The organism is Flavobacterium sp. GW821-FHT12A05, assembly GCF_058807735.1.
On sequence record NZ_JBXAQY010000011.1, the window covers coordinates 32365 to 53096 of the forward strand.

At 34.2% G+C, this 20732-nt stretch carries 17 protein-coding genes; 3 read left to right on the plus strand and 14 right to left on the minus strand.

Annotated features, from left to right (window positions below):
• Window positions 1–62: 62 nt before the first annotated feature.
• Window positions 63–1583: a choice-of-anchor I family protein gene (locus tag AC1RRQ_RS21815; RefSeq protein ID WP_493025095.1), complete on the plus strand. Its 1521-nt coding sequence runs from the start codon at window positions 63–65 to the stop codon at window positions 1581–1583.
• A gap of 201 nt (window positions 1584–1784) precedes the next feature.
• Window positions 1785–3047 (plus strand): OmpA family protein, encoded by a 1263-nt coding sequence (locus tag AC1RRQ_RS21820; RefSeq protein WP_493025096.1) that lies wholly within the window; start codon window positions 1785–1787, stop codon window positions 3045–3047.
• A 78-nt stretch (window positions 3048–3125) separates the two neighbouring features.
• Here AC1RRQ_RS21820 and AC1RRQ_RS21825 read toward each other — a convergent pair whose 3' ends face one another.
• The 5 genes from AC1RRQ_RS21825 to clpB form a co-directional block, all read right to left on the minus strand.
• Complete coding sequence (locus AC1RRQ_RS21825; RefSeq protein ID WP_089055803.1) at window positions 3126–4016, minus strand: carbon-nitrogen hydrolase; 891 nt, start codon at window positions 4014–4016, stop codon at window positions 3126–3128.
• 81 nt (window positions 4017–4097) lie between these two features.
• Window positions 4098–4571, minus strand: coding sequence for a DUF6169 family protein (locus tag AC1RRQ_RS21830; RefSeq protein WP_493025097.1), 474 nt, complete (start codon window positions 4569–4571; stop codon window positions 4098–4100).
• Between the two features lie 318 nt (window positions 4572–4889).
• A complete protein-coding gene (locus tag AC1RRQ_RS21835) occupies window positions 4890–5303 on the minus strand; it encodes a hypothetical protein (protein WP_493025098.1) in 414 nt (137 codons plus the stop codon).
• A 339-nt stretch (window positions 5304–5642) separates the two neighbouring features.
• A complete protein-coding gene (locus AC1RRQ_RS21840) occupies window positions 5643–6524 on the minus strand; it encodes a DUF808 domain-containing protein (protein WP_493025099.1) in 882 nt (293 codons plus the stop codon).
• Window positions 6525–6899: 375 nt separating this feature from the next.
• Window positions 6900–9503, minus strand: a complete 2604-nt coding sequence (clpB, locus tag AC1RRQ_RS21845) for an ATP-dependent chaperone ClpB (RefSeq protein WP_493025100.1) — start codon at window positions 9501–9503, stop codon at window positions 6900–6902.
• A gap of 206 nt (window positions 9504–9709) precedes the next feature.
• On the opposite strand from clpB, the gene ytxJ reads away from it, so the two are divergent.
• A complete protein-coding gene (ytxJ, locus tag AC1RRQ_RS21850) occupies window positions 9710–10099 on the plus strand; it encodes a bacillithiol system redox-active protein YtxJ (protein WP_493025101.1) in 390 nt (129 codons plus the stop codon).
• Between the two features lie 95 nt (window positions 10100–10194).
• On the opposite strand, the gene AC1RRQ_RS21855 is transcribed toward ytxJ, so the two are convergent.
• The 9 genes from AC1RRQ_RS21855 to AC1RRQ_RS21895 all read right to left on the minus strand — a co-directional run bounded on the left by AC1RRQ_RS21855 (window position 10195) and on the right by AC1RRQ_RS21895 (window position 20590).
• Window positions 10195–11364 carry a hypothetical protein gene (locus AC1RRQ_RS21855; RefSeq protein WP_493025102.1) on the minus strand — a complete coding sequence of 390 codons (1170 nt, stop codon included), beginning with the start codon at window positions 11362–11364 and terminating at the stop codon, window positions 10195–10197.
• Window positions 11361–12359 carry a DUF2157 domain-containing protein gene (locus tag AC1RRQ_RS21860; protein WP_493025103.1) on the minus strand — a complete coding sequence of 333 codons (999 nt, stop codon included), beginning with the start codon at window positions 12357–12359 and terminating at the stop codon, window positions 11361–11363. The genes AC1RRQ_RS21855 and AC1RRQ_RS21860 overlap by 4 nt, the downstream gene beginning before the upstream one ends.
• A 143-nt stretch (window positions 12360–12502) precedes the next feature.
• A complete protein-coding gene (gene argH / locus AC1RRQ_RS21865; protein ID WP_493025107.1) occupies window positions 12503–13783 on the minus strand; it encodes an argininosuccinate lyase in 1281 nt (426 codons plus the stop codon).
• A gap of 250 nt (window positions 13784–14033) precedes the next feature.
• Complete coding sequence (locus tag AC1RRQ_RS21870; RefSeq protein WP_493025109.1) at window positions 14034–15104, minus strand: M20 family metallo-hydrolase; 1071 nt, start codon at window positions 15102–15104, stop codon at window positions 14034–14036.
• 273 nt (window positions 15105–15377) lie between these two features.
• On the minus strand, window positions 15378–16151 hold the full coding sequence (argB, locus tag AC1RRQ_RS21875; RefSeq protein WP_493025110.1) for an acetylglutamate kinase: 774 nt from the start codon (window positions 16149–16151) through the stop codon (window positions 15378–15380).
• A gap of 100 nt (window positions 16152–16251) precedes the next feature.
• A complete protein-coding gene (locus AC1RRQ_RS21880) occupies window positions 16252–17199 on the minus strand; it encodes an N-acetylornithine carbamoyltransferase (protein ID WP_493025112.1) in 948 nt (315 codons plus the stop codon).
• Between the two features lie 84 nt (window positions 17200–17283).
• Window positions 17284–18045 carry a glutamate 5-kinase gene (gene proB, locus AC1RRQ_RS21885; RefSeq protein ID WP_493025113.1) on the minus strand — a complete coding sequence of 254 codons (762 nt, stop codon included), beginning with the start codon at window positions 18043–18045 and terminating at the stop codon, window positions 17284–17286.
• Between the two features lie 126 nt (window positions 18046–18171).
• Window positions 18172–19365 (minus strand): glutamate-5-semialdehyde dehydrogenase, encoded by a 1194-nt coding sequence (locus AC1RRQ_RS21890; RefSeq protein WP_493025114.1) that lies wholly within the window; start codon window positions 19363–19365, stop codon window positions 18172–18174.
• An 85-nt stretch (window positions 19366–19450) separates the two neighbouring features.
• Entirely contained in the window at window positions 19451–20590 is a 1140-nt protein-coding gene (locus AC1RRQ_RS21895) for an aspartate aminotransferase family protein (RefSeq protein ID WP_493025115.1), read from the minus strand.
• Between the last annotated feature and the right edge of the window lie 142 nt (window positions 20591–20732).

The following is a 20732-nucleotide window of genomic DNA, read 5'->3' on the forward strand; positions in this document are numbered from 1 at the left end:
AAGGCTTAATATTCGACCGAAGCTGTCTAGTTACTTTTGGCAAAAACTAAAACACTAACACAATGAAAAAATTAAGTATCACATTATTAGCTGCTTCCTTAATAATGGCAAGCTGTAATAACGATGAAAACTCTAAAAACGAAGAACAAGAAGTTATTGTAAATGAAAACCCGGGCACTTTTAAAGAAATTGGCTCAATTAAAATTGGCGGAGAAGCTGCTGCAGAAATCTCGGCTTACTGTGAAAAAACAAAAAGACTTTTTACTGTAAATAACAGCGGTGTAAACCAAATTGATGTTATTGACATTACAGATCCTACAAAACCAACAAAAATTGGTCAAATTAATTTAGCTTCTTATGAAGGTGCAGCAAACAGTGTTTCGGTTTTTGACGGAAAACTGGCTGTTGCTTTAGAATCGACTACAAATAAACAAGCTAACGGAAAAGTGGTTGTTTTTAACACAAACGATTACAGCTTAATCAAACAAGTTACTGTTGGTGCTTTACCTGATATGATTACTTTTTCTCCAGACGGAAAATTTATTATGACAGCAAATGAAGGAGAACCAAACACAGATTATTCTCAGGATCCTAACGGAACTATTTCTATCATAGAGACAAGTACTTATACTGTTACCACTCTTGATTTTGCTTCTTTCAGCAGTCAGGCCGCAACATTAGCAAAAGACGGATTCAGAATTTCTAAGGCAGCTAAGAGTTTTGCTCAGGATATTGAACCGGAATACATTACAATTTCTGATGATTCTAAAACGGCTTGGGTAACGCTGCAGGAAAATAATGGTGTTGCAAAAGTTGATTTAACTTCAAAAACTATTACAGCTATTTATCCTTTAGGTTTAAAAGATTTCAATACTGCCGAAAACGCAATTGATGTAAGCGACAGCGATGATAAAATTGCTTTTAATCCCTGGAAAGTAAAAGGAATGTTTATGCCGGATGCTATCAGCCATTTTACTTCTAATAATGTTCCTTATTTTGTAACAGCAAACGAAGGCGACGCAAGAGAATATACTGCTAATACCGATATTAAACGTATGAAAAGCATGAAATTGGATGCAACTGTTTTTCCTGATGCCGCGACTTTAAAACTAGATCCTAGTTTAGGAAGATTAAACCTTGTTGCTGATATGGGAGATACAGATGGTGACGGAGATTTAGACGAAATGGTAAGCTTTGGCGCAAGATCATTCTCTATCTGGAACGGAAACACTGGAAAAATTGTTTATGACAGCAAAAATGATGTTGACAAAAAAACATACGAATTAGGAACTTACGATGATAAACGAAGCGATGACAAAGGTTCTGAGCCAGAAGCGGTAGTGGTTGCTAAAATGGGAAATCAAAATATTTTGTTTGTTGGTCTTGAAAGATCTGATGCTTTTATGACTTATGATGTAACGAATCCTACTTCTCCTCAATATTTACAAACGGTAAAAACAGGTGATGCTCCAGAAGGAGTTTTATTTATCCCAGCTTCTAAAAGCCCTACAAAAAGAAGTCTTATAGTAGTAAGCAGTGAAGGTGACGGAACAATCAAAATCTATCAGCCAGATTTAAAATAACCAGTATTTTAAAGATTCTAAAAGGGTAAAGTTTAAACTTTACCCTTTTTTTGTGCTTAAATTTTAAATTTAATTAACAGATTTTCAGAATTGTAAGTTAAATAGTGGGAATTATGTAAGACCAAATAGAACACATTCCAAAACACGAGCCATAAATTTGTCAAGAGTTTAAAATAAAAACTAAATTAAATTTTTGATATCATGAAAAAGAAATTAGCTTCCGTATCCCTTTTACTATTAGCCCTGACCGCAGGTGCACAAAATATGGCTACAACTTCTGCAAAACCATCTGTTGATCAACCAGAATACAACAAATGGTCTATCGAACTAAATGGCGGTGTTAACAAACCTACCAGAACTATGACTCCAGGTTATACTACCGAAAGTGCAAATTTCTTTCACGGTGATTTGGGTGTAAGATATATGTTTAATCCTAAATTTGGGGTAAAGTTAGATGTTGGTTACGACCAATTTAAAGAGAAAAAGAATACGCCTGATTTTGAAAGCCGTTATGTTAGAGCCAGTTTTCAGGGGGTAATAAACGTAGGCCGAGCTTTAAACTTTGAAACATGGACGAATACAATTGGTATTTTGGCGCATGGTGGTTTTGGGGTTTCGCAAATTAGTACCGAAACTGGTTTTGGCGGACAGGACTATATGGCTCATGGAATCGCTGGTATTACCGGACAAATTAAATTAAGTAACAGAGTGGCATTGACAGGTGACCTTACGGGAATTGTTAATGGAAGACAAAACTGGAACTTTGACGGAATGGGTAATACTACAACCGGATCTTTTGATGGTGTTTTATTAAACGCATCTGTAGGTCTTACGTTTTACTTAGGTAAAAATGAAAAACATGCTGACTGGGTTGGCGAAGAGGACAGAATTGGTGAATTGGAAAAAAGAGTGGACTTAATCGAAACTGGTCTTATTGACAGTGATAAAGATGGTGTTGCTGATTTATACGATTTAGAGCCAAATTCAATTGCAGGAGTTGCTGTTAACACAAAAGGTCAGTCTATTGATACTAATCAAAATGGTGTACCAGATGAGTTAGAAAGCTACTTAGACAAAACTTACGAAAAGAAAGGAAGCGGAACGGCTACAAACAATACTGTTGAAGAATTAATCAACGGAGGTTATGTAAATGTTTACTTCGACTTTAATTCGTCTAAACCAACAAATGCTTCTTTATCTGGTGTTGATTTCTTAGTGAAATATTTGAAAAACAATCCAGGAAAATCTGCCGACATTATTGGTTATGCTGACGAGATTGGAAACTCAAGCTACAACACTGAGTTATCTAGAAAAAGAGCTGAAGCTGTGAAAAAAGTAGCAGTAAATGCTGGAATCGATGCTTCGAGATTAAATGTAATTGCTAACGGAGAAGATACTTCAGTTAACAAAAATTCTAAAGAAGCACGTCAGATCGTGAGAAGAGTTACTTTCCAAGTGAAATAATTTCTATACTATATATTAAAAAAGGCAGTTTCATTAATTTGAAACCGCCTTTTGTTTTTTATATCAAGATAGAATTAATTATCTATCGATTGCTCTTTTTGTAATATCACCAAAAGCATCAATTCTTCTGTCTCTAAAGAACGGCCAGTTTTGACGAACGTTTTCCTGTAAGTCTAAATCAACCTCAGCGATTAGAATTTCTTCCTGATCGTGAGAAGCCTGAGCCAAAATTTCTCCCTGAGGCCCTGCAATAAATGATGCTCCCCAGAATTGAATTCCTTCTGTTCCTTCAATATATTTTTCAAGACCAATTCTATTTGCTGCTGCAACGAAAACACCATTTGCAACGGCATGGCCTTTCATTACATTCATCCAGGCTCCGTATTGGTTTTCTCCGTATTGTTCTTTTTCTTTTGGATGCCATCCAATTGCTGTTGGATAAAATAAAACCTCAGCACCTTTTAAAGCTGTAATACGTGCTGCTTCCGGATACCATTGATCCCAGCAGATAAGTGTTCCAACTGTTCCTTTTTTAGTTTCGATTGCCTGAAAACCTAAATCACCCGGAGTGAAATAGAATTTTTCATAGAAATGCGGATCGTCCGGAATGTGCATTTTACGGTATAAACCAGCTTCTGTACCATCTGTATCGATAATGTAAGCGCTATTATGGTAAATTCCAGCCATTCTTTTTTCGAAGAAAGGAACAATAATAACTACTCCTAATTCTTTTGCTAATTCGCTGAAAGCAATAAATGAAGTACTGTAAAGCGGTTCTGCTAATGCAAAATTATCTACGTCTTCGCTTTGGCAGAAATAATGACTGCTATATAATTCCGGAAGTAAGATAACCTCTGCTCCTTTTCCAGCAGCATCTCTTACCCAGCTGATACATTTTTTTAGATTATTCTCGGCAACATCATTCAGATTTAACTGAATAACCGCTATTTTATACTTTCTTTTCGGCATGACATAAAATTTAGAGTGCAAAAATAGTAATTTTTAGAGGAATGACAAAGTCCCAAAGTTTGATGCTTTAGCGAATTAAGTTTATTTGTAGTTAGTAAATTCTTCTAATTGTAAATTGACTTTTTCAATAACTTCCTCGATATTATAGAACTCTGTTTTAAAAATAAAACTCAAATGATATATTATATTTTCTTGATGCAATCGATATTCAAAATTAATTTTAGAAAATTCATCATTTTTAGTATTTCTATACCATTTATCAAATAACTTTTGCCTAAAATCCTGTTTGAAATCAACGCTGTCACAAACATAATTTAATATTATACTCGGATTGCTTTTAAAATAATCATTAATTATTTTAGTAATTGTAACTTCTATAAAAGGATCGTTAAAAAATTTTTGATTATTGGATTCATAAAAATCAATTGCGTATAACTTATCAAAGAAATCAATATTGAAATCCATTCTTTGAAAACTAACAAAATATTCTAAACCGTGCTTTGTAGTAAAATAAAAAAGAGGGTATAAACCCTCTTCCGAAATATATTGATACATAAAGAAATTTTATTTTTTCTTTAATCTTGCTATAACCTCTTTTCGATGTTCTTCTTTTAAATCTACCATTTTTTTAAGAACAGAAACTGTCTTAGCATTTGGCTTTATGATTATTGTTTTTTCCATGATTGTTTTTGAATTACCATACAAATGTAAGAAAAAAAATCACATCTCTTTCGTATCAATTAAATTACATTTCTCAAAAAATATAAATTCTTACAATTTTATCGAAATAAAAAAACCACTTTACATCAATTTAAAAAATTAAATCTCCGCAAAATGGTTTTCTAACCTAAAAATATATCCGTTTAAAAAGGGTTATTCGATAACTACTTTTTGAGTTAAGAATTCAGTTTCTGATTTTTTGAATTTGATTTCGAAAGTTCCTTTTACAGCCGATTTGAATTTATAAACTGTCTTTTTTGGTTCTGGTACTTGCTGCGTGCAAACTCCTGTTGGATATTTTACCTCAACCTGTAATCCTTTTACTGTTCCAATTGTCGCATCGCTTATTTTAACGAATTCTCCGCAGGCATTGTCTAAAACATAAGTTACGTCATAACTTAATTCTTCGTTTACTTTTCCGGTTGCTGCTCCTTTAATTTCTGTTACAAATGCTATTTTATTTTTAACGGGAGTTTCTTCCGGTTTATCATCATCACTGCTACACGCTACAAAAGCAGTTGTTAAAAATAATACTACTAAAACTGATTTTAATCTAAAACTTTTCATATAAAATAATAATTAATTGTTAATTACTATGAAGACGTGACAGCGTTGCGATGGTTGCTTTTAAAATTTGTTAATTATTTCGACAAAAACATTAAACACCTGAAATTAAGAAAGTTATTAAACAAAAATAATTTTCAAAAGAAACGTAATTTCTTATAAAAATTATTTTTTATTGCGTAGCCCCGATAGAAACGGCATCCTTTTTCTTGCTCCTTTAGCAAGGAAAAGATAGAGTGAATAGCGGGACAACTGTTCTTTTGAAAACGACTTGTATTGCTTCTAAAACAAAAAACACCAGCCTTTCGACTGGTGTTTTGTTTACTTTTTGATATATATTTTTTAGCTTTTTTTAGTAAAAATCTTTTTAAATAGATTTACAAATGCCAAAACTACTAAGCCTAATACCAAACCTATTACAAATTCTTTTATAATGGATGGGATATTTATTTCGGCTGCCAAATGATGGAAATAGGGAATATAATGCACGAAGATACCTCCGGCAACTAATAATAAAGCTATTGTACCAATTACAGTTAAGCCTTTAATTACTAACGGAAGAGCTTTTACTAAAATGTTCCCGATGAATTTTGAGATGCTTTTTTCGTTTTTGCTAAACTTAATAAGTTTATAACCCGCTTCGTCCATTCTCACAATAAGTGCTACAATACCGTATACGCCTATAGTTGCTACTAAAGCAATAATAGAGGTTACTATTATTTGCTGTGTAATTGGCTGTCCAATAACGGTTCCTAAAGCTATAATTACAATCTCGACAGATAATATAAAATCAGTTATAATGGCTGATTTTATTTTTCCTTTTTCGGCTTCCAGAATTTGTTCTTCTGTCATGGCCTCTTCTGTAATTCCATGAGATTCTTCGTGTTTGTGCGGAAAAATAAACTCATATATTTTTTCGGCTCCTTCATAGGCGAGAAACAATCCTCCTAATACTAAAATAACGATTATCGCCGTAGGTAAAAATGCGCTTAACAAAAATGCTATTGGTAAAATAATGATTTTGTTAAGAAGTGATCCTTTACTGATTGCCCACAATACCGGAAGTTCTCTTGATGATGCAAAACCCGAAGCTTTTTCGGCGTTTACAGCTAAATCGTCGCCTAAAATTCCTGCTGTTTTTTTTGCTGCAACTTTACTCATTACTGCAACGTCGTCCATAATTGCTGCGATATCGTCTAATAGTACGAAAAAACCTGATGCCATTATATTTCTATTTGTTTAATGTTTAGTTGTGCGAATCTAACACTTTTTATGCGAATCTCTTTAACGAAAATTAGATTATATTTTTAGCTGCACTGACCTAATAAAAGCCAGATAATTACAAATACGAATATGGTTCCAAAACAACCTCCGCCTAACTTCTTTGCGCCATAACCGGCGATTAATCCTCTAAATATATTGTTCATGATATTTGTTTTTATGTTACTGTAAATATGAGAATTAAAGCTAAAATTTTATTTATAGGAATCTTGAAAAAAGTTTCATTATTCACGGATTTAGACATAAAAAAACACCAACATTGCTGCTGGTGTTTTTATGATATTCAGAAGATACACAACAGTGCGTCTCTGCTATAAATTATTTAACTTCCTGGGTTTGATTTCTGAAAACCAATTTACCATCAAAAGCATCTAATAGAATGATGCTGTCTGTAGTAATGTTTCCTGCCAAAATTTCTTTTGACAATTGGTTCAAGACTTCTCTCTGAACCACACGTTTTACAGGTCTTGCACCAAACTGCGGATCATATCCTTTGTCTGACAAGTAAGCAATTGCTTCTGGCGTTGCATCCATAGTAACACCTTGAAGTGCCAGCATTTTTGTAACGCTTTTTAACTGCAGGCTTACAATTTTTGAAATATTATCTACCGTTAATGGTGTAAACATTACGATCTCGTCGATACGGTTTATAAATTCCGGACGAACGGTTTGTTTCAATAATCCTAAAACCTCTGTTTTCGCTGCTTCTGTCGCAGATTCAATGCTTCCTTTTAGATTCTCAAACTTTTCTTGTATAATATGACTTCCCATATTTGAGGTCATAATGATGATCGTGTTTTTAAAATCGGCCAGACGTCCTTTGTTATCTGTTAATCGGCCTTCATCAAGAACCTGTAATAAGATATTAAAAGTATCCGGATGCGCTTTTTCGATCTCGTCTAACAAAATAACAGAATAAGGTTTTCTACGAACTGCTTCAGTCAACTGACCTCCTTCATCGTAACCTACATATCCTGGAGGCGCACCAACTAAACGGCTCACGCTGTGACGTTCCTGATACTCACTCATATCGATACGTGTCATAGCATTTTCATCATCAAAAAGATATTCGGCCAACGCTTTTGCTAATTCTGTTTTACCCACTCCGGTTGTTCCTAAAAACAGGAATGTTCCAACTGGTTTTTTCATATCCTGCAACCCGGCACGGCTTCTTCTAACTGCATCACTTACCGCTTCTATCGCTTCTTCCTGACCCACTACGCGTTTGTGTAATTCATCTTCCAGATGCAATAGTTTTTCTCTTTCTGTCTGAAGCATTTTCATAACCGGAATTCCAGTCCATTTTGCTACTACTTCTGCAATATCTTCTCTGGTTACTTCTTCTTTAATTAAAGAATTACCAGATTGAAATTCTAGCAATTGTTTTTGCAATGCATCCTGACGTTCCTGCGCTTCTTTTATTTTTCCGTAACGAATTTCGGCTACTTTTCCATAATCACCGTCACGTTCTGCACGTTCTGCTTCGTATTTAAAGTCTTCTATTTCTAGTTTTACCGCCTGAATTCCGTCTACAATATCTTTTTCAGATTTCCATCTTGCGTAGATTTCGTTGCGTTCTTCTTTTAAGTTCGCCAAATCCATACGCAGGATTTTCAATTTGCTTTCTTCTTTCTCACGTTTAATGGCTTCGATTTCAATTTCTAACTGCATGATTTTACGATCCAAAACATCCAGTTCTTCTGGTTTTGAATTGATTTCCATACGCAGTTTAGAAGCTGCTTCGTCCATTAAGTCAATCGCTTTATCTGGTAAAAAACGGTTGGTAATATAACGCTGTGAAAGTTCAACAGCGGCTATAATCGCTTCGTCTTTAATTTGTACTTTATGGTGCGTTTCATATTTCTCTTTAATTCCACGTAAAATCGAAATTGCACTTTCGGTATCTGGTTCATCGATCAATACCTTTTGGAAACGTCTTTCCAGTGCTTTATCTTTTTCAAAATACTTTTGATATTCATCTAAAGTCGTTGCACCAATTGCTCTTAACTCACCACGGGCCAAAGCCGGTTTCAGGATATTAGCAGCATCCATTGCGCCTTCACCTCCACCTGCCCCAACAAGCGTATGAATCTCGTCAATAAACAAGACGATATCACCTTCGGCAGCGGTAACTTCTTTTACTACTGATTTTAAACGTTCTTCAAATTCTCCTTTAAATTTTGCACCGGCAATTAACGCTCCCATATCTAATGAGAAAACGATTTTGTCTTTTAAGTTTTCCGGAACGTCACCGTCTACAATTCTATGTGCTAAACCTTCTGCAATAGCGGTTTTACCTACTCCTGGTTCACCAATAAGCATTGGATTATTTTTTGTTCTACGAGTCAAAATCTGTAATACACGACGGATTTCTTCGTCACGGCCAATAACCGGATCCAGTTTTCCTGTACGTGCTAATTCGTTTAGATTTTTAGCGTATTTATTTAATGAATTATAGGTTTCCTCTGCAGATGCAGATGTTACTCTTTCTCCTTTACGAAGTTCTTCGATTGCGGCTTTTAAACCTTTTCCGGTAACGCCCTGATCTTTTAAAATTTGGGAAACTTTACTTTTTGAGTCGAAAATAGCCAGCATTAAATGTTCGATCGAAACATATTCGTCGTTCATTTTTTGTGCTATAATTTCGGCTTCATTCAAAGCTTTGTTTGCGTCTCTTGAAAGCAGAATATCGCCTCCGGAAACTTTTGGAAAACTCTGAATTGTACTGTCTAATATTTGTAAAAATAACGGCACATTTACGTTGAGTTTTTTCAAAATAAACGGCGCTACATTTTCGTCAACTTCAAAAATGGCTTTGAAGATGTGTTCGTTTTCGATTTGCTGTTGTCCATTTCGCTGCGCTAATTGCTGCGACAGCTGAATGGCTTCCTGCGATTTAATTGTAAATTTATTTATGTTCATAGTTATTACGATTTATGATTGATTACTTCTTTGATATTCGATACCATTAAAATTACAACTTATTGCATTAAATTTTTAACTCAAATGATATAACTTTGTTCTCCAATATTCAAATTATATTCCACAGTAAAAACAAAGACAAAATGACATTAAAATCGCTATTTTTTCGATTTTAAACCGTCAAAAAGTCATAAAACAAGCCAAATATGAGTTTTTTTAATTCAATCTTCGGAAGTTCAGAGAACTCAGATTCTCCAAAAAGCAAAGTTAATTGGACAGAATTAACCGATATTCACCAATTAATGGAAATCGAAGCGATATCAAACGAAAAGCCTGTTGTAATTTTCAAGCACAGTACAAGATGCAGTATAAGCCGTATGGCGCTTAAACAATTTGAAAAGGAATTTGATCTGGAAGGTGTAGTTCATGCCTACTTTTTAGATTTGATTGCACACCGTGATATTTCTAATGAAATTGCCAGCAGATTTGGTGTTTACCACGAATCTCCTCAATTGATTTTAATTAAAAATGGAAAAGCAGTTTACAATGTTTCGCACAGCGATATTGATGCCGAAGCATTGAAAAGTAAAGTATAATTTACACAAAATGATATAAGTAAAACACAAACCACATTCGTTTGTTATCAAATTTTACTTATATCATTTTACAATTTACAATTAACCATTCACAATTAATAATTCCCCGTTGAGCCTCCGCCACTAAATCCTCCACCTCCAAAATCCATTGGAGAATCTGTTTTTACTTCTGGTTTCATACCCAAAGATGAAGCTACAATTAAAGTCTCTGCATTTAAAAATACATTTGAGTTATTGATTCTGTCTGGTTTAAAAGTCAATCCGCTTTCTTTATTTTTTAATTTTTGAATAGAGAAAAAAGCAATTCCAAACATAATTAATCCGCCAAGCGTTAAAGCTACTTCAATTGGCAAAACAGAATAATAAAATCGGATTGTAAAAATAGTAAAAGCGATTGCTGCAAAACTAATCCATAACAAGATTCTGTCTTTTGTTTTTAAAGCCTGAACCAGATACAAAACCGGCACTATAAACGTAAAAGCATAAAAGAAATAAGCAAACGGAATATCTTGTCCCGGCTGAACATCAATTCCTAAAAGTTGCGCCGAAAGTTCTCTTACCATCAAATAATTACAAGAAAGATAAAATAAAACCAAGCAAAAACTATTAGCTAATAAAAGTCCATTATAGTAGTAAACCTCCGTTAAATTTTTAATTCTGCTTTTAGTAAAGAAATAAAAACCTGCAGAAACCAACATTGCTATAAAAGGCAAAATTGTTTTACCAATATCGCCTATTTCAAACATTCCGAAAAATAAAACTGCAGAAGAAGCCATACAAAAAACAAACATCGAAGGTAAATGCAGGTATCTTTTATAGGTTAAAAATGAAGCAATGGCAACAAAAACAGCGGGAGTTAATCCCGTTTCAAAATCTTCCGTAAGTATAACAACTGCTCCGCCAACATTTAAAAGTATCCCTAAAATAAAAGCATCATCTAAGCCATGTCTGTAATATTTGTTTTTTGCCAAAAATTCAGCACCTGCAATACCAACACCTGCAAAAAGAAAACAGCAAATTTTAAAAAAAGATTCTTCACCTGATAATGCAATTAAAGAGATAAAACTGCAAATCGACGAGTATAAAAATGATCCCAACAAAAAGAAGCCTAGACGTACCAGAATATTGTTTTGAACTTTAAAAGACGGCAATTCGTTTTTTATTATTTTCTTTTGCTCTTTACTGATAAATCCAGCGTTTTCTAAAGAATCTGCTTCTTCAACTAAAGCTAAATTGTTTAATAAGTTTTTATCGTGTATAATCATTCGGCTATTTCTTTATTGAAGTTCTTAATTAGTTTAATAAACAATACTATCGAGCCAATGAAGTAAGCTGGTAATATCATGATAAACAATACCCATATATCGCCAAAATCAACATGTTCAAAAACTCTAAATAAGAAGATATTAATTCCGATGTAAGCATAAACAATCATAAAAACATAAAGCGAAATTGCTTTAAGCTGATAACTTATTTTGTAAAAATAAACAGAAGAGCCTGCTAAAAACAATGCAAAAAGCATCCAGGTAAATTCATCCCCAACCATATTGCTTATTGACACAACGCTTATAATATGCAAGGCAAATGTTAGATAAACTAAAGCAAAATGAGTTTTTAAATTGATTTTGGAACTATAAATTGTCCATACAATTAACAAAACCCCTAAAGCAATTGCCGAATAACTAAGACTTTGATTGTCGTAAAAATTATTACTGCTATTGAAAATATCCTGCGGTGTTACCGAAAAGCCTATGTAAGCTGCCAAACCTGTTACGGCAATGGTCAAAACACTTTTATTATCAAAATAATATGCACATACAAAACTGACAATGGTTGGAACCAAAGTTGCCAAACCATAATGCGTTCCAAATGCTTTATATTGAAACTGAAGATATCCTATAAAAATACAAGTGAGGACATTTGCAGTTAAAACTATGTATTCCAGAAAATGGCTTTCTGTTGTTGCCTCTGTTCTCTGAAATCCTTTAGAGTTTTTAAAACAGTAATAAAAACAACCGCAAATAAGAACAAACAAAATAGACAAAAGCGCAATGTGCCCAACACTATCTATGTTATCATAAATAAGAATTCCGATTCCGGAAGTAAATAGTAAAACTGAAATCGAAAGCAGCAGTTTTAGCTCTGTATTTAAGGAGAAAATATTCAGACTTCGATATTCTTTAATTTCCTGAAACTGATTTTCGGTTATTAAATTTTTCTCATAAAGACCCTGAGCTGCCTGTTCGTCAAATTGCGTCATATTTTTATTTTAAAAAGGATCAATTCTCAAATTTAGAGAATTAGGCCGGATTTTCTTAAAGTATAAATACTTATTTTAAGAAATAAAAAAACCGATTTGCATTATTTACAAATCGGTTTTATATTATTATGGGAAATCAGCTTTTAAAAAGCGGCTTTCATTTTATCTTTAATAGCATCGAGACATAAGTTATTAATACTGCCTTCGTGCGTGTGTTTAGTTTCTTTTGGAGATTTATATGTTCCGGCTTCTAATTGTTCTGCAACAGCTTTGTAAGCATCTCTAAAAGGCATTCCTTCTACAACCATTTCGTTTAAAGTATCTACAGTAAACAAATAATCGTATTTTTTATCTTCTAAAATATGATCTTTAACTGTAATATCTTTAATCGAAAATATAGCAATATCCAAACAAGATTTTAAAGTTTGAATTGCTGGAAACAAACCTTCTTTTAAAAGCTGTAAATCTCTGTGATAACCACTTGGTAAATTATTGGTAATTAAAGTGATTTCGTAAGGAAGCGCCTGAATCTTATTGCATTTTCCTCTAATTAATTCGAAAACATCCGGATTTTTTTTATGAGGCATAATGCTTGAACCTGTTGTAAGATGCGCTGGAAGACCTATAAAATCAAAGTTCTGGCTCATATACAAACAAACATCCATAGCAAATTTTGACAATGTCCCCGCAACACTTGTCATGGCAAATGCTACTGTTTTTTCGGCTTTTCCACGGCTCATTTGTGCTGCAACGGCATTGTATTTTAAGGTTTCAAAACCTAATTCCTGTGTTGTAAATGTTCTGTTGATAGGAAACGAACTTCCGTAACCTGCAGCAGATCCTAACGGATTTTGATCTACAATTTTAGAAGCTGCGTTTAACATTGTTACATCATCAATTAAACTTTCGGCGTAAGCAGAAAACCACATTCCGAATGACGATGGCATTGCAATTTGTAAATGCGTATAACCCGGCAATAATACATTTTGATGTTTTTCTGCCGATTCCATTAACAAGTCAAACAATGTTTTTACCTGCTCTTTTATAGCTTTTAATTCATCCTTTAAATACAAATGAACATCAACCAAAACCTGATCGTTACGAGAACGCGCGGTGTGGATTTTCTTTCCGGCATCGCCTAGTTTTACGGTTAGAAGATATTCGATTTTAGAATGTACGTCTTCAAAACTGTCTTCGATTTCGAAATTTCCAACGACAATATCAGCAATGATTTCGTTTAATGCATCAACCAAAGAAGTAGTTTCTTCTTGTGTTAATAAACCAATCTGCCCCAGCATTTTGGCGTGTGCGATTGAACCTAAAGCATCGTATTTTGCTAAAACTAAATCCAGTTCACGATCGTTTCCTACAGTGAAATGTTCGATTTGTTTATCTGTTGGTATTCCTTTTTCCCAAAGTTTCATAACTTAGATTTTTAGACTTCTTAGATTTTAGATTTTTGGACTGCTTAGATTTTAGACTTCTTAGATTCTAGATTTCTTTCTTTGCTGTTTATTTTCTAATTTATTCTAATGTTGTCGTTTATACTGTTGGTGTTTCTAGCCCCGATAGCAGTGGAAATCCTTTTTCTGGCTTCTTTAGCCAGGAAAAGATTGGAACGGATAGCGGGATTAGCTCCTAATCCTTCGACTTCGCTCAGGACAAGGATTAATATTATAATTTAAAGAAATCGGTTAGTATTTTGATATACAGGTCGACTCCTTCTACAATTTCATTTACAAAAATAAATTCGTCTGCTGAATGTGAACGCAGTGTTTCTCCCGGCCCTAGTTTTAAAGACTGGCAGCTTAAAACCGATTGATCTGAAAGTGTCGGCGAGCCGTAAGTCGTTCTTCCTAATGCAATTCCAGCCTGAACCAAACCGTGTTCAATTGGAATAGACGATGCGTTTAAATGCATGGATCTTGGTGTTACTTCGGCATCTACATTTGCTTTTACAACTTCCAGAATTTCAGCATTGGTATAACGGTCTGTTACCCGAATGTCTACGACCAAATCACATTCTGATGGCACTACATTATGCTGTTTTCCTGCATTAATCTGCGTTACGGTCATTTTTACGGGACCTAAAACGTCTGAGATTTTGTCGAATTTATAGTTTTTAAACCATTCCATTACCGGAATTGATTTATATATTGAATTATCGTCGTTTTGATGTGCAGCGTGGCTTGCGGTTCCTTTTACTTTTACGTCAAGAACCAATAAACCTTTTTCGGCAACGGCTAATTGCATTAAAGTTGGTTCACCCACAATGGCACAATCTAATTCCGGTAAACTTTTTAAAACGCTGTTCAAACCGTTTTTTCCGCTGCTTTCTTCTTCAGCAGAAGCCACAATTACAATATTATGAGATAGGTTTTGGTTTTCGTAGAAATGTACAAATGTTGCTAATAACGAAACCAGACATCCCCCGGCATCATTACTCCCTAATCCGAATAGTTTGCCGTCTTTTTCAATAGCTTTAAAGGGATCGTTTGTATAAGCCTGATTTGGTCGTACAGTATCGTGATGTGAATTTAGTAAAAGTGTTGGTTTATTTTCGTCGAAATACTTGTTGAAAGCCCACACATTATTGTTTTCTCTTTTAAAAGGAATTTCGTTTTGATTGAACCAATTTTCGATTAAAAGTGCCGTTTGATCTTCTTCGCTTGAAAATGAAGGAGTTTCGATAAGGCTTTTTAATAAACTAATTGCTTCCTGGGTAAGCGTATCTATATTTTTCATTTTTGTTAGGTTCTGAGGTGCTAAGATTCTGAGATTCTAAGTTTTTTAAGCGATGACTTTTCTAAATCCTAGCCAGAAAATTAATTGGCGCAAATTTCTAAAATTAAATCCTAAAAGCACTGTGCTGTGCTGTTTTTTTGCCATTAATTGCACGAATTTTCACGAATTTTCTTTTTGCAAAAGATTTAAAATCAAAATAAACTTTTTCATGTACGTCTAAAATTATTTTCTCTTTTAACAGAAAAAATTAGAGTCAATTCGTGGCAGCATTTTTTATAATGTAATCGTTGTATGCGGAATATCTGAATTTTGGAGCATTCTGTGATGTCCAATTTTGATTTTCTGTACGCCTCGTGATAAACTATTGAAGCAATTGTCCAATTTTGGAATCATTCCGGAATGGATTACTTTTTCTTCTTTTAGTTTATTGTATAAGGTTTCGTTGATTTCAGTAATTACAGATGAATCGTCTTCTGAATCCTGTAAAACACCTTGTTTTTCAAAACAATAGGTCAGCGTAACATCAAAAACTTCAGACAATGCTATTGATAATTCGCTTGCAATTGTATCGGCGTTTGTGTTTAACAATTGCCCGTTTTTGTCGTGTGTAATGGCGCAGAAAACAGGTACAACACCAGCTTCGAATAAAGTGGCCAGTAATTTGGTATTTACCTGCTTCACATCGCCTACAAATCCGTAATCGATTGTGGGGTGATTTCGTTTTACTGACTGAATTAAATTTCCATCAGCTCCCGAAAAACCAATTGCATTATTGTCTTTTGCCTGTAATTGAGCCACAATATGTTTATTGATTTGTCCGGCGTAAATCATCACGACAACGTCAAGCATTGGAGCATCTGTAATTCGGCGTCCGTCTATCATTTGCGGCACCAAACCAATACTCTGCGCCATTTTTGTAGCTGATTTTCCACCACCGTGAACTAATACTTTATAGCCTTCAATTTTAGAAAAATCGGTTAAGAATTGTTCTAATTCTGCTGGATTGTCGATGATGTTTCCACCTATTTTTATTACTGATACGTTCATTTTTTTGAGGTTCTAAGATGCTAAGGTTCTAAGGGACTAAGGTTTTTGCTCATCGTTTCTTAGCATCTTAGAAACTTAGAACCTTAGTGCCTCAAAAAAATTATATTTTTTTAAGAATCTTTTGTAAAACTAATTGTGCCGAATACGTTCTGTTATTCGCTTGTTCAATCACGATTGAATTTTCTCCGTCTAAAACTTCGTCGCTTACAATTACGTTACGACGAACCGGAAGACAGTGCATGAATTTTCCGTTGTTGGTTAAAGCCATTTTTTCGGCAGTAACGGTCCAGTTTGGATCGCTGTTGGTTACTTTTCCGTAATCGTTGAAGTTACTCCAGTTTTTTACGTAAACGAAATCGGCGTTTTCGAAAGCTTTGTTTTGATCGTATTCGATTGTACAGTCTTTTGTAATTTCTGGACTTAACTCGTAACCTTCTGGGTGTGTGATTACAAAATCCATGTCTTTTTGCATTTGCATCATTTCTACAAATGAATTGGCAACTGCCTGAGGTAAAGCTTTTGGATGCGGCGCCCAGGACAAAACTACTTTTGGTTTGTGTTTTGTTTTGTATTCTTCCATTGTAATGGCATCTGCCAAAGACTGCAATGGGTGACGAACGGCACTTTCCATATTCACGATTGGCACTGTAGCGTATTTCAAAAATCCTGAAATAACGGTTTCCTGATAATCTTTTTCTTTGTCAACCAAACCAGCAAAGGCACGGATTGCAATGATATCACAATATTGAGAAACTACTTCTGCTGCTTCTTTAATATGTTCCGATGCGCCTGAATTCATAACGGCTCCGTCTTCGAATTCTAATGTCCAGCCTTCGTTGGTAAAATTCATTACCATAACGTTCATTCCTAAGTTTAAAGCTGCTTTTTGAGTACTCAAACGCGTTCTTAAACTCGGGTTGAAGAATAACATTCCTAAGGTTTTGTTCTTACCTAATTTTTTATTTTTAAGCGGATCTTTTTTGATCTTGATCGCGCTTTTAACCCATTTTGATAATGAGTCGATATCTTGTATTGAAATATAATTCATGTCTTTTTGTTTAATCGTTAATTTGTTTAACTGTTTATTTGCCCAATCGATTAACCGAATTAACGATTAAACAAATAAACTTTTCTACACAATCTTCGTAAAAGGAATTTCGTCCTTTAATGCCTTTAAAATAAAATTATCATTTAATCCGTTGACGATCCAGGTTTCGATGTTGGCTGCTTTTGCAATTGCGGCTGCTTCTATTTTAGACTGCATTCCACCTGTTCCATGTGATGATTTTGATTCGCCGATTTCTTTTTCAAGCGTTTTTAAATCATTTACCAATTTAATCGTTTCAGGAAACTCATCGTGAATAGAATCCTTCGTATAAATTCCGTTTGTATTGGTTGCAATTATCAGAATATCAACATTTAAAAGAACCGCCGTTAAAGCCGCTAATTTGTCATTATCCCCAAACCGAATCTCATCTGTGGCAACGGTATCATTTTCATTGATAATCGGAATATAATTGTTTTTAACTAATACATTAATCGTATTTACAATGTTCTTTTTGGTCTGTTCTTTTTCAAAATCAGAGTAAGAAAGTAAACACTGTGAAGTATTTAATCCTAAATCCTTAAAATTTTCATTGTAAATCCGCATTAAATGAGGCTGTCCGATTGAAGCTAAAGCCTGTTTCACGAAAACATCTTTATCTTGATTATCCAGCTTTACAAACTGCTTTGCCGCTGCAATTGCTCCAGAACTTACTATAATAAATTCATATTCGTCGTTTAAAGCCGCAATCTGAACTCCGAGGTCTTCAATCTTTCCCCGCGAAATATGATTGGTTTCTTTGGTTAAAGTATTACTTCCTATTTTTAATAAAATCCGTTTTTTTGCCATGTCTTTTATTTTTGCCACGAAGGCGCTAAGGCACTAAGTTATTTTTATATTAAATTCCAAAAAATAAATTTCAAATTCCAATAATCTTAAATCAAAAATCGTTAATCATCAATCTAAAATCTAAAATTACCTAATTTGTCCTTCTCCGTACACGTACCATTTGTTTGTTACGAGATGTTGAAGGCCGATTGGTCCTCTTTGATGTAATTTATCTGTGCTTATCGCTAATTCTCCGCCAAGGCCAAATTGTCCGCCGTCTGTAAAACGGGTTGAGGCATTTTGGTAAACTGCTGCTGTATCAACGGCATCCATAAATTCTTGTGCGGCTTTATTATCTCTCGTAATAATTACTGCCGAATGTCCACCGCAATATTTATTAATTTTTTCAATTGCATTTTCCTCAGAATCAATTGTTCCAATTACGATTTTATAATCCAGAAATTCCTCATACCAGATATCTTCGTTTTGAAGTGTTTCTGTGTCCTCGAAATTCTCTAACGATTTATCTACAATTACTTCAACATTAAACTCTTTTAATTCTTCTATTAAAATAGCGGTAAAACCTTCAAAATTGGGTAACTTAGAATCTATTAAAACCTTATCAACTGCATTACAAGCTGATATTTTTGAGGTTTTGGCATTCAAAATTATTTTTAAAGCTAAATCAGTATCTGCATCTTTATGAACGTATACAAAATTATTTCCGCGTCCGCTTACAATTACGGGACAGGTTGCGAGTGCTTTTACAAACTCAATTAATTTTTCGCCGCCTCTCGGTACTATTAAATCTACCTTTTGAGTTGGTTTTTCTAAAAATGCCTGAGTTTCTGTTCTGTTATAATTCAGATATTCAACCCAGTCTTTCGAAATTCCGTTTTCTGCCAAAGCCTGATGCCATAATTCAACAATTTTCAGGTTTGATTTTAAAGCTTCTTTTCCTCCTTTTAATAAAATCTTATTTCCGGATTTAAAGGCAATTCCTCCCGCTTCGATTGTAACATCCGGGCGAGATTCGTAAATAATTAAAATCGTTCCGAAAGCTGCGGTTTTATTTATGACTTTTATTCCATTATCATGAACAAAATGAAAACGCTCAACTCCAACGGGATCTTCCTGTGAGGCTAGTTGATTTAAGGATAAAATCATCTCGTCGACTTTTTTATCATCTACTTTCAAGCGTTCTTCCATCGCTAAATCTGAGCCGTCGTAATCTGCAATATCTTCCTGATTGGTTAAGATAATCTGACTCCGCTCCTGCTCGACCAGCTTTGCCATAGAGCGCAAAACCGCATTGCGTTTTTCAATTGATAATGGATTCATTTTTTTGGTTTAATTGGTTAGTTGTTGATTCGTTTAATCGTTTAACTGGTTAATCGATTAAACGAATCAACATTATATGGTAATCTTAGTTTTGAAGCTCTTGCAAACTTTCTTTTAGAGCCACAATAAACGTATCAATATCCGATTTTTTAACTGTAAGCGGCGGTAAAATTCTTAATAGATTTTTATTGTTGGCGCTTCCGGTAAAAATGTGTTTTTCGATGATTAATTTCTTTCTTAAAGCTGCTACATCAAAATCAAACTCTACTCCAAGCATTAATCCTTTTCCTTTTACTTGTTTGATTCCGTCAACTTCTTTGATTTTCTCTAAGAAATATTCATAAACTTCGTTTACATTTTTCTGTAAATCTAGTTTTTCAATTACATCTAAAACAGCAATTCCTGCTGCACAAGACAAGTGGCTTCCGCCGAAAGTTGTGCCTAATAATCCGAAACTTGCTTCAAATTTTGGAGAAATCAAAATCGCTCCAACCGGGAAACCGTTCCCCATTCCTTTCGCTACCGAAATAATATCAGCGTTGATTCCGTGATGTTGGAAAGCGAAAAATTTTCCACTTCTTCCGTATCCTGACTGCACTTCGTCTAAAATTAAAACAACATCGTGTTTTTTACAAGCTTTTTCTAAAGCCTGAAAAAATTCTGTTGTTCCTTGGTCTAAACCTCCAACTCCTTGAATTCCTTCGATAATTACAGCTGTAACATCACCTTTAGCTAATTCAGCTTCAACTAATTCTATTTGGTTTAGAGGTAAAAAAGTAACTTCTTGCTGCGCGTTTAATGGCGCAACAATCTTTTTATTATCTGTAACCGCAACGGCTGCAGAAGTTCTTCCATGGAAAGAATTATCAAAAGCGACAACTCTCGATTTTCCGTTGTGGAAAGAAGCTAATTTTAAAGCATTTTCATTGGCTTCGGCACCAGAACTGCATAAAAATAGTTCATAATCTTCTAAACCAGAAAGCTTTCCTAATTTCTGAGCCAATTCAACCTGTAAAGGATTCTGAATCGCATTCGAATAAAAGCCTAAATGGTCTAATTGATTTTTCAATTTTGCTACATAATCCGGCTGTGTATGTCCAATAGAAATCACACCATGTCCGCTGTATAAGTCTAAATATTCTACTCCTTTGTCGTCAATAATTGTACAATCAATTGCTTTTACTGGAGTTATGTCGTATAATGGGTAAACGTTGAATAAGTTCATTTCTTTTTTAAGTTAAAAGGTTATTTGTTAGGAGTTAAGAGTTATTACAGACTTTAAATTGCTTATAACTATTAACCCTGAAAAAATTACTTGTTAGGAATTTAGAAGTTTTAGATACAGCATTTAAATAACACTTAACTAA